7 protein-coding genes are annotated in these 16063 nt (G+C 70.4%); 3 read left to right on the top strand and 4 right to left on the bottom strand.

Translation table 11 applies throughout. The features are described 5' to 3' along the window. Positions 1 to 19: 19 nt before the first annotated feature. Entirely contained in the window at positions 20 to 5680 is a 5661-nt protein-coding gene (locus tag HG543_RS15235) for a type I polyketide synthase (protein WP_281404406.1), read from the bottom strand. A 222-nt stretch (positions 5681 to 5902) separates the two neighbouring features. Between HG543_RS15235 and HG543_RS15240 the strand changes: the two genes are divergently transcribed. After that, positions 5903 to 6520: a hypothetical protein gene (locus tag HG543_RS15240; RefSeq protein WP_169345488.1), complete on the top strand. Its 618-nt coding sequence runs from the start codon at positions 5903 to 5905 to the stop codon at positions 6518 to 6520. Between the two features lie 127 nt (positions 6521 to 6647). Here the strand turns inward: HG543_RS15240 and HG543_RS15245 are convergent, their stop codons facing one another. The 3 genes from HG543_RS15245 to HG543_RS15255 all read right to left on the bottom strand — a co-directional run bounded on the left by HG543_RS15245 (position 6648) and on the right by HG543_RS15255 (position 12397). Then, positions 6648 to 7943, bottom strand: coding sequence for a glycoside hydrolase family protein (locus HG543_RS15245; protein ID WP_246357040.1), 1296 nt, complete (start codon positions 7941 to 7943; stop codon positions 6648 to 6650). A 218-nt stretch (positions 7944 to 8161) separates the two neighbouring features. Then, a complete protein-coding gene (locus HG543_RS15250) occupies positions 8162 to 10987 on the bottom strand; it encodes a serine/threonine-protein kinase (RefSeq protein WP_246357041.1) in 2826 nt (941 codons plus the stop codon). 48 nt (positions 10988 to 11035) lie between these two features. Continuing rightward, complete coding sequence (locus HG543_RS15255; RefSeq protein WP_169345489.1) at positions 11036 to 12397, bottom strand: cysteine peptidase family C39 domain-containing protein; 1362 nt, start codon at positions 12395 to 12397, stop codon at positions 11036 to 11038. 684 nt (positions 12398 to 13081) lie between these two features. Here HG543_RS15255 and HG543_RS15260 point away from each other — a divergent pair. Further along, positions 13082 to 14794 (top strand): 30S ribosomal protein S1, encoded by a 1713-nt coding sequence (locus tag HG543_RS15260; protein ID WP_169345490.1) that lies wholly within the window; start codon positions 13082 to 13084, stop codon positions 14792 to 14794. Between the two features lie 154 nt (positions 14795 to 14948). Continuing rightward, on the top strand, positions 14949 to 16063 hold a 1115-nt coding region (locus tag HG543_RS15265; RefSeq protein WP_439332605.1), incomplete at its 3' end, for an InlB B-repeat-containing protein.

Here is a 16063-nt window from a genome sequence, read left to right on the forward strand (position 1 = left end):
TGAGACAGGGCGGGTCCGGCTAGTGTGTCAGCCGCTCGCCGCCGTGCTGCTCGGTCGTGAGCTCCCGCTCCAACGCCAGGAGGAGCGCCTGCTGCTCCTCCTCGGACAGGTCCTTCAGGCTCGACGCCAGGTCACCGACCTCGGGGGCTGGCTCCGGCGCCGCCATCACCACGGCAGCGGCGGGAGGCTGGGGCTTCGCGGACTCCACCTTCGCGGGCTCGGCGTCGGCCGGGGCCGCGTCGGCGGACGGCAGGCGCGTCAGCAGCATGGCCGCGAGCGACGTGACGCTCGCGCCCTGCAGCAGCTCGATGAGGGTGGGACCCACGCCGAGGCCGCCCACCATCTGCATCCGCAGCTCCACGGCGATGATGGAGTCCAGGCCCAGCGTCTGGAGCAGCAGCTGCCGGTCCACCTGCTCCGGCGACAGCCGCAGCGTGCGGGCCACCACGCCCGCGAGGAAGTCCTCCAGCACCCGCTGGCGGGTCGCATCGTCCTTCGCCTCCGCCAGCTGCGCGCGCACGTTCTCCCGCGGGCCGGACTGCTCGTCGGCCGGAGCGCTCGCGGCGAGCTGCTCGGCGATGGGCCGGATCATCGCGGGCGTCTCCGCGGTGGGGTAGCCGGTGCGGAGGATGCGCTGCCAGTCCGCCGCGAGCACCACGACCTGCCGCAGGTCATGTTGCATGGCGCGCTCCAGCGCCTCCACGCCCTGGGCTGGTCGGATGGGGATGATGCCGCGCCGCTCGAAGTCGTGGGCCACCTGCTCCTCGCTGGCCATGCCCACCTCGTCCCAGGCGCTCCAGTTGACGGACAGCGCCTGCAGGCCCTGGTTCCGGCGCGCGTGCGCCAGGCTGTCCAGGAACGCGTTGCTGGCCGCGTAGTCCGCCACGCCCATGGAGAAGCCGAGCGCGTTGACGGAAGAGCAGAGGACGAAGAAGTCCAGCGGCGCGTCCGCCAGCAGCCGGTGCAGGTTCCACCCACCGGCCAGCTTCGGCGCCAGCGTGTCGCGCAGGTGTGACGCCTCCAGGTCGGAGAAGCGCCGCGGCTGCACCACGCCCGCCGCGTGGATGACGCCTCGGATGGGCGGCCAGCCCTCGCGCCGGAAGTCCTCCACGAACGCGCGCATCCGCTTCTCGTCCGTCACGTCCAGCGCCACCGCGTGGACGCTCGCGCCCAGCGCCTCCAGCTCACGCACGGCCGCGAGCTGCCGGCCCACCGAGGAGTCGGCCGCCACCGTGTGCCACTTGTGCCGCTCGGGCAGCGGCGTGCGGCCCGCCAGCACGAGCCGGCGCGCCCCGCGCTCCACCAGCCAACGCGCGAACACCAACCCCAGGCCACCACGCCCGCCGGTGATGAGGTACGACGCGTCCGGCCGCAGCCGCGCGGGCAGCGAGCCGCCGGCCACCCGCGGCGCGGGCACCATGCGCTCGCCCCAGAGCTGCTCACGCCGCAGCGCCAGCAGGGGCTCCATCGAGGGCCGCGACAGCAGCGAGAGCAGCCGCTCCACCTCCGAGTCGGGCGCGGACGGGTCCAGGTCCACCGCGCCGCCGGCCAGCTCCGGGTATTCCTGCTGGAAGAGCGCGGCGGCGAAGCCCCACAGCGGGCTCTGCGCCACCTCCAGCGTGCGCACATCGCCCGGCACGTACTTCGCGCCGCGCGTGAGCACCCACAGGCGCGGCGGCTTCGACCAGGCCGCCGTCTGCAGCGCCTGAGAGAGGTGCATCAGCGCCACCAGGCCCGGGCCCTGCGCGTCCATCAGCGTGTCCGACGTCAGCTCCCGCGTGGGCCGCGCATCCAGGCCCCACAGGTGGAGGACTCCGTCCGGACGTCCCCGGGCCTCCAGCTCCGCCAGCAGCCGGTCGAAGTGCTTGCGCTTCTCCGGGTTCACCTCGAAGCGGCGCCCGTCGCGCGACGCGCGGAACGCGGTGCCCGGCCGCACCCGCACCACGCTTCCGCCCGCCGCCTCCAGCGCGGAGGCCAGCCGGTTGCCCAGGCCGTGCGCGTCTTCCAGCACCAGCCAGGACTTCGCCGCCCGCGCCGGCTCCGTCGCGGAGTCCTGCGCCAGCGGGTGCCAGGTCATCTCGTAGAACATGTCCGGCGTGGCGTGCGAGCGCGACGAGGCCTCCAGCGACTGCACGCGGATGCCCTCCAGCGACACCAGCAGCCGGCCGTCCTCCGAGTACACGTCCAGCGAGCCGGACATGGACCGACGGCTGCTGTCCTTCATCCGGCCATGCACCCAGAGCCGTCCCGACAGCGGCCCGTGGATGGCGATGCGGTCGATGCCAGTGGGCAGCGACGCCTCCTTCGCGCCCGACGCCAGGGTGCCCGCGATGAGCACCTGGAAGCAGACGTCGAGCAGGGGAGGGGGCAGCTCGAAACCGGTCAGGTCCGCGGTGTCCTCCGCCTTCAGCTCCACCAGGGCGAGCGTCTCGTTGCCACGCGCGGCCAGCCGGCGCAGGCCCTGGAAGCGGGGGCCGTACTCGAAGTGTCGCGAGCGCAGCCGCTCGTAGCACTCGGTGGCGTCGGACTCGGGCACGCCCGCGAAGGACGCCTTCACGGCCGCGAGCTGGCCCGGCACCGCGGCGCGCGTGGGAATGGCGCGGAAGCGGCCCCGGGTGTGCGGCTGCCACGTGGCCTCCGTCGTGCTCGTGCGGCTGTAGACGGTGAAGCTCGCGTCATCCAGGTCCAGCACCGTCTGGAGGGACACGGGCTCGCGCGGGAAGAGCGCGTTGCGGAACTGGATGTCATGCAGCTCCACGCCACCGGTGGCGCGGCCCGTGGCCTGCCGCAGCGCGGCCAGTCCCATCTCCAGGTAGCCCGCGCCGGGGAACACCACCGCGCCCTGGATGGCATGGTCCACCAGCCACGCGGGCGAGGTGCGCGCCACCTGGCCCTGCCACGTCGGCTGCGCCGCGATCTGGCGCTTGCCCAGCAGCGGGTGCGTCATGGGCTCCAGGCGCTGCGTCCGGGACTCGGCGGACTCCTGCCAGTAGAGCTGGTGGTCCCACGCGTAGCGCGGCAGCGGCACCGGCCGCTTCGCCGCGCCCGGGAAGACGCCCTCCCAGTCCGGCGACACGCCCAGCGCATGGAGCGCGCCCAGCGTGCCGAGCATCCCCCGCACGTCGTCATCGCCGCGCTTGAGCGTGGGCAGGGTGCGCACGGGCGTGTTGCGCTGCTGGGCGCACTCGTTGATGGAGCCGCCGAGCACCGGGTGCGGTCCCACCTCCACGAAGGTGCGGTAGCCGTCCGCCATCATGTTCTGGGCGGCCAGCGCGAAGCGCACCGGGTCTCTCACGTTGAGCCACCAGTAGTGCGCATCCAGCTCCGGGCCGGCGGCGCGCTGGCCCGTCACCGTGGACCAGAGCGGCACCTTCGCGCGCACCGGGCGCAGGTCCGCCAGGGACGACAGCAGCTCGTCGCGCAGCGGGTCCATGTAGTGGCTGTGGAAGGGCACATCCACCTTGAGGAAGCGGCAGAAGACACCACGTCCGGACAGGGGCGTCACCAGCCGCTCCAGCGCGGAGGGCTCGCCCGCCAGCGTCACCGAGCTGGGGCTGTTGACGGCGGCGATGGACACGCCCTCGGTGCCCTCGATGAGGGCCACGGCCTCCTCGTACGGAATGCCGACCGCCACCAGCTTGCCCTGGCCGGCCGTCAGGTGCTGCAGGCGGCTGCGGTGGTACACGACCCAGCAGCCCTGCTCCAGGGTGAGCACGCCGGACGCCCAGAAGGACGCCGCCTCACCGGTGCTATGGCCGACGATGGCCGAGGGAGCGATTCCCCAGGAGCGCAGCAGCTCCGTCAGGCCCACCTGCACGGCGAAGTTGGCCGGCTGCGAGATGCGCGTCTCCGTCATCTTCGAGCGCGACTCCTCCGCCATCAGCTCCTTCATCAGCGACCAGTCCGTCCACTGCCCGAGGATGGCGTCGCAGCGCTCCACCGCCTGGCGGAACACCGGCTCCGCGCCCAGCAGCGCCCGGCCCATGCCCCACCACTGCGGGCCCATGCCCGTGTAGACGAAGGCCAGCTCCGAGCGCGCCTTCGCCGACGCCTGTCCCGTGGACAGCCCCGCCCGCGTCGCGCCCTCCAGCCAGCCGTGCAGCGTGTCCGCCAGCTCGCGGTACGAGTCCGCCACCACCGACAGCCGGTGCGGGTGGTGCGTGCGGCGCGTGGCCGCCGCGCCCGCCACCTCGCGCAACCGGGGCGCACCGGACGTCTCGGCCAGCCCCTTCCAGCGCGAGGCCAGGTGGCGCAGCGCCTCTGGGCTCCGCGCCGACAGCGTCACCAGCGTGGGCCCGTCCACGACGGGCTCGGCCTTCTCGACCGGAGCCTTCGGCGCCTCGGAGAGCAGCGCGTGCGCGTTGGTGCCGCCGAAGCCGAACGAGTTCACCGCCACCACGGCCGGGCCGTCACCCGCGGGCATGGGCTCCAGCTCGCGAGGCACGCGCAGCTTCAGTGCGTCGAAGTCGATGTTGGGGTTGGTGCGCTGCAGGTGCAGGTGCGGGGGAATCTGGCCGTGCTTCAGGCACAGCGCCGCCTTGATGAGGCCAGCCACGCCCGCCGCCGCCTCCAGGTGGCCGATGTTCGTCTTCACCGAGCCCACCACGCAGCGGCCCTCGGCGCGGCCCTGGCCGAAGACCTCGCCCAGGGCACGGGCCTCGATGGGGTCTCCCACCGGGGTACCGGTGCCGTGCGCCTCGATGTAGCGCACCTGGTGCGGTGCCAGCCCGGCCCGGCGCAGCGCCTCGCGCGCCACCGCCTTCTGCGCCTCGCCGTTGGGCACGGTGATGCCGTTGGTGCGGCCGTCCTGGTTGGCCGCGGTGCCACGGATGACGGCGTGGATGGTGTCCCCGTCCCGGAGCGCGGCGGACAGGGGCTTGAGCACCACGAGCCCCGCGCCCTCGCCGCGCACGTAGCCGTTGGCGCGCGAGTCGAACGTCTTGCAGCGCCCGTCCGGCGACAGCATGCCCGCCTTGGACTCGGAGATGGTGTACCCGGGTTGGAACATGGTGCTGGCGCCGCCGGCCAGCGCCAGCGTGGACTCACCGCTCCACAGGCTCTGGCAGGCCAGGTGCACCGCCACCAGCGAGGACGAGCACGCCGTGTCCAGCGAGACGCTCGGCCCGCGCAGGTCGTACCAGTACGACAGGCGGTTGGACACCATGGTCATCGCCGAGCCCGTGCCGCTGTGGGGCCCGAGCAGCTCCGTGTTTCCCTGCTGGAGCTGGTACACGGTGGCGTCCACCGTGAAGGCGCCCACGAAGACGCCCGTCCTGCTGCCCGCCAGCGACTCCGGCTTGAGGCCCGCGTCCTCGAACGCCTCCCAGGACACCTCCAGCAGCCAGCGCTGCATCGGGTCCAGGTACGCCGCCTCGCGCGGCGACATCCCGAAGAACATGGCGTCGAAGGCGCCCAGCGGCTGATCCACGAAGCCCCCCCACTTCGTGGTCGCCTTGCCGGGGCGGTCCGGTGACGCGTCGTAGAACGTGGAGATGTCCCAGCGGTCCTTCGGAATCTCCCCGACGGCGTCCACGCCATGTATCAAAAGGCGCCAGAATTCCTCGGGGCCCTTCGCGCCGGGAAAGCGACAGCCCATGCCAATGATTGCGATTGGCTCCAGCGCGGCGCCCGGCTGGGATGAAGACAAAGCAATACCGCTCTCGACGGAAGTCCCGTCCATGTCGCTTCCCCCTCTTTTGATTGCGACCTTCCCCAATGATTGACAGGTCGCAGACAGGTCCCCTATAGCAATTCGCTAAAGCCTGTCATGTATGAGTATTACAAAATACTTTTACAGCGGGTCAACAGCGTTCTGTGTCGTCGCAGATCCGAAACGGGCATGGGGCCCGGAAGTCACATCGAAGAAGGGGGAGTCATGAATCGGTCTCCGTATTCTCAGTGGATGATGGTCGCGCTGCTGCTGCTGGGAACCGCAGCCAGTGCAGGGACAGTGCCAGCCGCCAGCGAGCCGCGGCCCGAGCCACGGCCGGAGCAACGGACGCTGCTGGATGGGGAGCGGGAGTACGGCGGCTACGGCGGCCCTTCGGCGACCTATTCGCGGATGCTGGGGAAGAACGTGCTGCTCGTGGGTGGACGCGGCGCATGGCTCATCGATCGGCGCTTCGCGGTGGGCGCGGCCGTCAATGGCCTCATCCCGACGCGCGCGGCATTCCCCGTAGGAACGAACGAGCGCTACGATCTTCGCCTGGGGTACGGCGGATTGTGGCTGGAGTACGTCTTCACCCCGCACCGGGTACTGCACTCCACGGTCGGCGTTCTCCTCGGAGGTGGGTGGCTGAACCGACGCAGTGGGAGGTTCGCCGGCGAGGAGACCCTGGGGGTCGATGCCCTGTTCGTCACAGAGCCTTCGGTCATGACCGAAGTGAATGTGACGGGGTTTTTCCGCATCGGCGCGGGGGTGAGCTACCGCTACATGGGCGGGGTGGATCTGGAGGGGCTGGAGAGCAGTGACCTCAGCGCCTTCGCGGGGACGCTGTACCTCAAGTTCGGCAGCTTCTGAGGACCTGCCCTGCTACAGCCCGACAGCGATTGTGGCTTCCGGAGCGACAGCGTGTAACGAATCAAGACACAGCTTGTTGCTCCGGAGGCCACGGGGTGTTGCTCCGGAGGTTACAGACACGTGGGGATCAAGCCCGCGGGTTCTGCAGGTCCTCGACGACGAAGGGCGCGCAGGGGCGGCCCTCGGTGTCACGGAAGGACACGTGGAAGCGCAGCGCCCGGCGCTGCTCGCCATGGCGGTTGTAGTCGGTACCCTCGCGCCACGCGTGGAGATACAGCGCGTAGAGGCCGTCACCCACCTTCTCCAGCGAGGGGTGACCGGGGCCGTTCCACGCGCCTCGGAGGGCGGGGCTCTCGCTGTCCATCAGCAGCCGCTCGTTCCAGACGCGGCCCTGCATGACGTCGTCGAGCCGGCCCACGTAGGTGCGGTACTCGTGGTTGCCGAAGAAGCCGGCGCTGTAGAGCACGTAGAGGTGTCCGTTCTCCCGGACGAAGAACTGGCCCTCGACGAGCCCGCCGTGCTGCGGCCCGTTGCTGAGGATGACGTTGGGCGTGCCCACGAAGCGGAGCTTCCCGTCCGCGTCGAGGGTGAACTCACGGGCCACCAGGGGGGTGGGCGCCACGCGCCGGCGGCCCGTGGCAGGGTCCTCCCAGCGCAGGGCGTTGCCGTCCACCTTGATGACGAGCGCGTGGCGCGGGCGTCCGCTGCCGTCGTCCTCCAGCCGCACCACGGTGCCGTCGATGGTGCCCAGCACGGGGTTGGGGCCCGCGGGCCCGCCCGGGTAGTCCGGCACCAGCGTCTTCACCTTCGGGTTGACGTCCAGGGGGCCGTGGTCCGTCCACGGGCCCCCGATGTCGCGGCTGGTGGCGTACGCGCTGCGCAGGATGCCCTGGCGATCTCTCGCCGTGTAGAAGAGGACGAGCTGGTCGCCCATCTCGAAGACTTCCGGCGCCCAGCGGGCCCGCAGGAGGTCGCGGGGCAGGTCCGGCTCGGTGGGCACCGGCTCACCCTGGTTCCACCAGTCCGGGAGCTGGTCCTCGGGGAAGAGGCTCACGTGGCGCCCGTCCTTCATGGCGGGCTCGAAGCACGCGCGCTCCACGCTCCAGCGATAGAGGGGGAACGCGTGGGGGGCGTCGTTGTGGGTGGCGATGAGCCACGCGCCCGCGGTCCGCGCGCCACCCGGGCTCGTGTCCGACAGCTTCAGCACGAACGGATCCGGCATGTTGCCCGGCAGGAGCGACTCCGGTACGCGGGCGGGGCGGGCGAGCAGCTCGGCGAGCGTGGGATTGCCTCGCGGTGCCACGTCGAAGAGGCCCGGCACGGTCGAGCTGAGCGCGTTGGCGTGCCCGGCTGCTGGCAGCTCGGACCGCGAGGAATCAAGGGGACGGGGGGAAGACGTCGGGAAGTTCTTTTCGGGCGTCATCGGGTTCACGGGGAGTGAGCGCGGCGCTAACCGCTCCGGGCAAGCGAGGCATTCCGCCGCGCGGCGCTTCTCCGCGACCCAGGTCAGCCCGTCTGCTGAGCAGGCACAGGCGGGAGCATCCCGAACCACCACACGGCATGGGTCGCTCCCCCAGCGAGCGTTCCCCAGGCGCACGTCGGGCCGCTCGCGAAGGCGGCGGCCCGGAGGGAGTAGGACGCTCAGCGGCTCCGCGAGCGCTTCTTCACCGCCACGCGACGCTTCGTGGCGTTCTCGGGCTCGGGGGCGGGGGCGGGCGCCTCCGCCAGGAACTGGAGCCAGGTGTCGATCTCCGCCGCCTGCTGCTTCTTCTCCAGCTTCAGGTACCGCTCGCGGGCGCGCAGGGCCTCCTCGCGAATGCTGGCCGGCTCCGTTCCCGTCTCCCAGAGCGCCTTCGCCAACGCGAAGCCCGTTTGCGCCAGCGCCTCGGGCTCGACGTCCTCGTACGCGAGCGCCTTGCGCAGGGGCGGGACGGCGTCGGCGGCGCGCCCCTGGGCCAGCAGCACCTGGCCGATGCCGTCGTACGAATAGGAGAGGTTGGAGTCGTCCTCGCCCAGCGCCTCGCGCTTGAGCGCCACGGCCTGCTCGAAGGTGGCGAGCGCCTCCTCGTGGCGCTTCATGGCCAGCAGGTCCATGCCAATCTCGTCCAGCGCGTCGGCGACGAGGGGATGCTTGGGTCCGAAGGCGGCCTTGCGCACCTCGAGCGCGGCCTGGGCGTGGGGCAGGGCGCGGGTGGGGTCACCGCTCTCGCGCAGGGCGGTGGCCAGCATGGCGTGACGGTTGCCCATCTCCGGGTGGCTCTGTCCCTTGGCGAGCTTCGTCTGCTGGAGCGCCTCGGTGAGCAACTGGATGGCGCGCGCATGCTCACCCAGGCGCAGGGCCGCGAGCCCCTCGCTGAAGGACACCTTGGCGCGCTTCGGGTGCTCCGGACCGAGCGTGTCCCGCTGCAGCACGCGCGCCTTCGCGAAGGAGTCGCGGGCCTCCTGGTAGCGGCCCTGCATCATGCGGATGTTGCCCAGGTTGCCGAGCAGGTCGATGGCCAGCAGCGGCTCACCGCCGAGCCGCGCGAGGACGGACTCCGCGACCTGGCCCCAGCGCTCCGCCTGTTCCATCTTGCCGTGGCTGGCCTGCGCGAAGATGAGGCGGACGAGGATCTCCAACCGCATCCGGTCCGAGCGGCTCGCCTCCGCGGCGTCGAGCGCCCGCTCCAGCTCCCGCAGGCCCGCGTCCGCCTCGCCCATCTGCTGCTGGAGCCAGCCCAGGTGGTTGCGCAGCTCGGCCTGAAGCGGGAGCCAGCCGGTGGCTTCCACCTCGGGCTGGAGCTTCCGGGCGTGCTCCAGCGCCTTCGGGTAGCGGCCCGCGTCGAAGAGCGCCTTCACGTCCGCGAGTCGAGAGCCCAGCCCATCGATTGAGGCACGCAGCAGCGGGTCCGTGGGCAGCGGTGTCTGCTCCGTCAGCGACGCCAGGTCCCCGCACGGCTGCAGCGAGGGGAGGGCGGCGACGGCATCCACGGACCGCTCCACCACCTTGCCGTCCGCATCGGAGAGCTGGCCCACCAGGGCCCCCAGGTCCTTGCGGCGCCGGTCCAGGCACACCATGCGCAGCGACAGCAGCTCCTCCGTCTGCGTGCCGCGCACCCGCGTGTCCTCGCACGCCTCGGTGTGCAGGCGCGCCCAGTCCCCCGCGTAGCCATCCAGCATCCGGCTCACGCGTTCCGCGCTGTCGTGGGCGAAGGGGCGGCCGGTGGCGACGAAGGCCGCCGCCAGCTTCTCGCGCGAGGCGGGGCCCCACGTGGAGGCCACCAGCGACTCCGCCCCTGCGCACACCTGCGACTGCTGGTGGAGGTAGAGGCCCACGCCCACCGAGGCCAGCGCCACGGTGCCCACGGCCGCCAGCACGCCGCGCCGGCGCGCCAGGCGCGTCTGCTGGGACAGGGCCTCCAGCAGCGCCTCCATCGTGGGGAACCGGTCATCCGGGTGGAGCGACAGTCCGCGCAGCACCGCGCGCCGCACCCACGCGGGCACGCGCGCCTCTCGCGGGGGCTCGCGGATGATGCTGCCCGGCGGCTCCTTCCGGAGCACCTCCGCGGAGAGCGTTCCAGGAGCCAGGAAGGCCTTGGACGCCGCCCGGTGCAGCTGCCGGTAGTCGAAGGGACGCTTGCCGTAGAGGGCCCAGTACAGCGACGCGCAGAAGCTGAACTGATCCGAGCGCGCGGTCGCGCCCTGATCCACGTACTGCTCCGGCGGCATGTACTGCGGCGTGCCGAGGACGGCGCCGGCCGCGGTGAGCTCGGAGGACAGTCCGGCGCCGCTGCGCTCCTCGCGCGTCACGTCGGCGTCCTCGTCCTCGTCAGCGGAGTCCGCCGACAGCCGGGCGATGCCGAAGTCCGTCACGTACACGCGCGAGCCATTGCCGATGAGCACGTTGGCCGGCTTGAAGTCGCGGTGGATGAGCCCCGCCTGGTGGGCCGCGGACAGGCCCTGGCCCGCCTCCAGGAAGACGCGCAGCACCTCCTGCCATGGGTGCCCGCCCTGGCGGATCCAGTCGTGCAGGTTCTGGCCCTGGATGAACTCCATGGCCACGAAGACCTGCTGGCCGAAGGTGCCCACGTCATGGACGGTGATGACGTTGGGGTGGGAGACGCGGGCCATGGCCTGCGCCTCTCGCAGGAGCCGCGCGCGCCCCTGCTCCTCGGGGCCCGCGAGGTCCGGGTGCAGCAGCTTCAGCGCGACCTTGCGGTCCAGGTCCGGATCATACGCCGCGTACACCATCCCCATGCCGCCCTGGCCCACGGGCTTGAGGATGACGTAGCGCTCGACGTGGGTGCCGCGCGCGAGGGGGCCCTGCTCGTGGACGCCCGTGTTCCGACGGCGCGCCGGGGACCCCGGATTGCGCGGCGGCGGGCCTCCGGTGTCCACCCATTCCTCCGGGCGCCCGGTGTTCGGGCGCGCGGACATCACGGGGGCGGGGGACTCCTGCGTCTGTTCATCCGTGGGCTGGCGGGCCATGCGTCGGGAATCCTAGCTGAGGCGGAGCGCCCCCGTGCGGCGTGGCCCTCAGCCCCACGACTCGTAATTGATCTTCTTGCCGATGCCGCCCTGGTTCAGCTCCAGGTTCTTCAAGCGCGAGAGCACGAGCTTGTCACTCTCGTGGGGGCTGTTCTCCATCCTGCCCAGGATCTTGTTGATGCCCTTGGTTCCCTTCGCCTTGAGCTTCAGCAGCCGCTCCGCCGCCGCCTGGACATCCTCGTCGGTCTTGATCTTCTTCAGGACGGGCTTGTCCGCCTTCGCACCGTCCTTGTCGTGGTGCTTGTAGCTGACGATCAGTCTGAACGCCTTGTTCTTGCTGGACGACTTGCCGGCGGGCTCGGGCGCGGCCGGCTGCGCGACGAAGTCGGTCTTCACGCCCGTGTAGACGTCATCCGTGGCCGTGAAGGCGTTCTTGTCCGCCTTGGTCTTCGTGGGGGGCTTCTTCTCCGCGGGCGCCGGGCTCGGCGCGGGCCTCGCACCGGCCGCGCTGGAGCCCATGAACCGGTCCTGCATCGAGGAGAGGCCCATGCGGTCACGGCCAGGCCGCCGGAAGTCGGAGCCGCCGTACGTGCTGTTCCTGAAGTGGGAGGACGGCTGGAAGGAGTCCGCCCCGCGACGTTCCCACTGCCGCTCGCCATCGAAGTTCGGGCCCATGTCCCCATAGCGGTGGGTGAAGGGGTTGTTCCGCACGTACTCCGCCCAGCCAGGGGGGTATTGGAAGGAGCGGTGGTCCACCAGGCCCGGCTGTGCCGGAGGCGGCGCGGGCTCCTTGGGCTTCAGGTCCCCTCCGGGGCGCGAGACGGGAATGAGCATGCCTCCGTCCGGCGGAGCCCCGTTGACGGCCTTGGCGAGCTGCTGCGGCGTGACGATGCTGGTGCCCTTCTTCAGCGGATCCGAGATGACGAAGTTGCCATCGGCCGTCATCTTGCGGACCAGGACGTAGTGAGAACTCTTCTCCTTCGTCTTCGGGTCCTCGACCTTGACCTGGGCGATGAGCATGCGCCCCTTCTTCAGCTCGCCCTTCACGGCCGCGTTGTCGTAGGGGCCGCCGAGCGCGGGGCCCGCGATGGGCACGTTGGCCTTCTCGAGCATCTTCGCGATGCCCCGGGGCGTGCTTCCCTGCTCGGTGACGACCCCGCGACCCAGGCGGTTGATGAGCTGGGCATCCGAGAGCTTGGCGAGCTTTCCATGGCCGCGCGCCAGCATGGCCACCACGGAAGGGCCGCAGTTGAACGCGGCATTCACGTACTGGGCGTTCCGTCCCTTGGGGTGGGTCTGGCTGACGTGACCCATGGGCTGCCAGCCGTCCTTGCTCGCCTGCTTGGACTGGACGGCCTGGGACGCCTTGGATTTCGCGGCCGTCATCGAACTGAAGATCTGGCGGATCACAGCGGGACCTCCCGGGAGGTAGGTACACCCTCAGCCCGGGATTATCGGGGGAGCCCGGAAAGGGTTTCCTCGGATCACGGGGCAGATCCGACAAAAACCCACATCAGGCGTCACCCACGCGACAACCGAGCGGGTCCAAGCTCCTGAAATGAACAGGAAAAGGGGGAGGGGCCCGCGGCCGCCGACGTTCGGGAACAGTCCACCCCCCCGGGCGCACCTCCCCCGTGACTACGCCGGGCATTGGACTCGCGGGCCTCCACCCAAATGGCGAACGGATTCCGGGGGAAAATGTCGCATTCGGACTGGATTTTTCCTCGCCCGGGGTGCGGCCAGGAGGGCGTGCATATAAGGAGAGTCCTTGTGGGGAGGGCTGCGCCGGGGCAGACCCGTTCTTAAGTAGGTGCTGGGTCCATCCGGCCGGGGTTTCGAGCCCGTCCGCCTGGGGTCCTACCAGGCGGACGAGGAACGGCGGGCTTGACAGGGCCGGTGTAGGGCATCCACCCAAGGTCACAAGGAGCACGTGCTCGCTTGACTCCCGGAATCTCCGGTGTCTAGGGTGCGCGGCTTCCGTAAATTCAAGGTCCTCATGACGAGGACGAGCGCTCCGGCCCGTTGCTCCCCGCAGGCCGCTGCGTACACCCACAATCAGGGGGCAGCTGTACCGTTTCAAAGGACTTCCTCTACATGCAGCAGAACGTGAACCAGCAGGTCGGGATGGACGGCGGTGACGAGGATTTCGCCGCACTGTTCGAGGCCTCGCTCAAGGAGCGCGGTGGTGACGGCATCCTGAAGGAAGGGGAGATCGTCAAGGGCACCGTGGTCCAGGTGACGAAGGACTTCGCGATTGTCGACATCGGCTACAAGTCCGAGGGTCAGGTCCCGATCTCCGAGTTCACCAACCCTCGCGGTGAGGTCTCGGTCAAGGCCGGCGACCCCGTCGAGGTTCTCCTGGAGAGCCGCGAGAACGACACCGGCATGGTCGTCCTCTCCAAGGAGAAGGCCGACAAGATGCGCATCTGGGACGAGATCAGCGCCGCCTGCGAGCGCGACGAGATCGTCAAGGGCACCATCGTCGGCCGCGTGAAGGGTGGCCTCTCCGTCGACATCGGCGTGAAGGCGTTCCTCCCTGGCTCCCAGGTGGACATCCGCCCGGTGCGCAACCTTGACCAGTACATCTCGAAGGAATTCGAGTTCAAGGTCATCAAGTTCAACAAGAAGCGCGGCAACATCGTTCTGTCCCGCCGCGTCCTCCTCGAGAAGCAGCGCGAGGAGATGAAGAAGGAGACCCTGAAGAACCTGCGCGAGGGCGCGGTCCTCAAGGGCGTGGTCAAGAACCTCACCGACTACGGTGCGTTCATCGACCTCGGCGGCATCGACGGCCTGCTCCACATCACGGACATGTCCTGGGGCCGCATCGGTCACCCCAGCGAGATGTTCAACGTGGGTGACGAGGTCCGCGTCGTCGTCCTCAAGTTCGACCCGACGCAGGAGCGCGTCAGCCTGGGCCTCAAGCAGATCCAGGAGGACCCGTGGCACCGCGCCGACGAGAAGTACCCGGTCGGCACCCGCGTGCGCGGCAAGGTCGTCTCCATCACCGACTACGGCGCGTTCATCGAGATCGAGCAGGGCGTCGAGGGTCTGGTGCACGTGTCCGAGATGTCCTGGACCAAGCGCCTCAAGCACCCGTCCAAGATTCTGGAGGTCGGCCAGGAGGTCGAGGCCGTCGTCCTGGACATCGATCCGAAGGCCAAGCGCATCGCGCTGGGCATGAAGCAGATCGAGCAGAACCCCTGGACGCTGCTCGAGGACAAGTACCCGATCGGCTCCGTCATCAAGGGTCAGATCCGCAACGTCACCGACTTCGGCGTGTTCGTCGGCGTCGAGGAGGGCGTGGACGGCCTGGTGCACGTGTCCGACATCTCGTGGACCCAGCGCATCAAGCACCCGGGCGAGATGTTCAAGAAGGGCGACGAGGTCGAGGCGGTGGTGCTCAACATCGACGTCGAGAACGAGCGCTTCAGCCTGGGCATCAAGCAGCTCCAGCCGGACCCCTGGGAGACGCTGTCCGAGCGCCTGCCGGTGGGCAGCCGCGTGAAGGGCAAGGTCACCAAGGTCACCGACTTCGGCGCGTTCGTGGAGATCGAGCCGGGCATCGAGGGCCTCGTCCACGTCTCCGAGCTGAAGGAGGAGCGTGTCGAGAACCCGCGTGACGTGGTGAACGAGGGCCAGGAGGTCGAGGTCAAGATCATCGACATCAACACCCCGGACCGGAAGGTGGCGCTGTCGATGAAGGCGCTCATCGGCGAGGGCGAGGACTACCGCGAGTACCTCCGCAAGCAGGCGGAAGGCTCCAAGGCGCGCCTCGGCGACGTGATGGCGAGCAAGCTGAAGAAGTAATCGCTTCAGCGGCACACGCCTCACGGCGAGACGGCCGGGTTCCCGAAAGGGGGCCCGGCCGTTGCCGTTTTGAAGTGTCCTTTGACTTCCGACGGCCGGTGCGGTTACTCAGCACCTCGCGCGTATCCGGGGCCGGGCTTGCGCGAGTGAGTCTATGCACTTCCGTCCTGGACCCCTGGCTTCCGCCCGCTTCGGGCGCCTCTCGCCGTGCTTCTCCCTGTTGCTGGCACTCGTCGCCGCCGCCTGTGGTGGCGAGGGCCGCCAGGGGGACCGGTCGCCTTCACAGGCCCGTCTCGAGGCCGACGTCACCACCGGCGCGGTGGGGATGGGGCTGCGCTTCCGGTGCTCGGCCCTGAACCCGGACGGCGGCGCGCTGACCTACGGCTTCGACTGGGGAGACGGCTCCGAGGCGACGGAGCCCCTCACGGAAGCGGTGGCCAGCGGCACGCCGGTGGAGGTCGAGCATGCCTTCACCCAGAAGGGGCAGCACCGGGTGCGTTGCCGTGGGGTGGACGCCGCGGGACGGGCGGGGCCCTGGTCCGAGCCCGTGGAGGTCCACGTGCGTGCCCTGGCCTCGGGGCCGCTGCTCACCGTGGCGCTGGAGGGGGAGGGCTCGGTCCGCAGCGTGCCGGACGGCATCTCCTGCGGCGCCACCTGCGAGGCCGGCTATCCCGAGCGCTCCTGGGTGGGCCTCGAGGCCACCCCCGCCCATGGCTGGCGGTTCTCCCGCTGGGAGGGCGACTGCGAGGGGGAGGGCACTCAGTCCCAGGTGTACCTGCACACGGATGTCCGGTGCGTGGCGCGCTTCGAGCGCCGGCCCGCGAGCTTCACGCTCCAGGTGGAGGTGATGGGCGCTGGAGACGTGCACAGCACCCCGGCGTTGCTGGCGTGTCCTGGCGCCGCCTGCGAGGTGCGCTTCCCAGACAACGACGAGGTCACCCTGAGCGCGGTGCCGCGCTCGGGCTGGCGCTTCAACCGGTGGTCGGGAGATTGCGCGGACGCCGGCGCCGAAGTGCGGCGGCCCATCATCAAGGACCTGCGGTGCACCGCGCACTTCCTGCCCGAGATGAACCTCGTCCTGGACCGGACGCGCGTGGGGGCGTCCAGCCCGAGTGTCCTGGCCTGGAGCCCGGACGGAAGCCTGCTCGCCGCGGCCGCCGTGGAAGGGGAGACCCTGCTGCACGTCTGGGACGCGGAGACCGCCGAGCCGAAGTTCCTGCGCGGCCCCACCGACGAAATCTGGCTCTGGTCGGTGGCCTGGGGTGGGCC

Origin of the sequence: Pyxidicoccus fallax, assembly GCF_012933655.1 — a bacterium.
Classification (GTDB): domain Bacteria; phylum Myxococcota; class Myxococcia; order Myxococcales; family Myxococcaceae; genus Myxococcus; species Myxococcus fallax.

What these genes read in the sequence shown, in the direction of transcription:
- HG543_RS15240 (WP_169345488.1), top strand. Translation starts at nt 5,903, where the DNA reads ATGATGGTCGCGCTGCTGCTGCTGGGAACCGCAGCCAGTGCAGGGACA.
- HG543_RS15260 (WP_169345490.1), top strand. Translation starts at nt 13,082, where the DNA reads ATGCAGCAGAACGTGAACCAGCAGGTCGGGATGGACGGCGGTGACGAG.
- HG543_RS15250 (WP_246357041.1), bottom strand. Translation starts at nt 10,987, where the DNA reads ATGGCCCGCCAGCCCACGGATGAACAGACGCAGGAGTCCCCCGCCCCC.
- HG543_RS15235 (WP_281404406.1), bottom strand. Translation starts at nt 5,680, where the DNA reads ATGGACGGGACTTCCGTCGAGAGCGGTATTGCTTTGTCTTCATCCCAG.
- HG543_RS15245 (WP_246357040.1), bottom strand. Translation starts at nt 7,943, where the DNA reads ATGACGCCCGAAAAGAACTTCCCGACGTCTTCCCCCCGTCCCCTTGAT.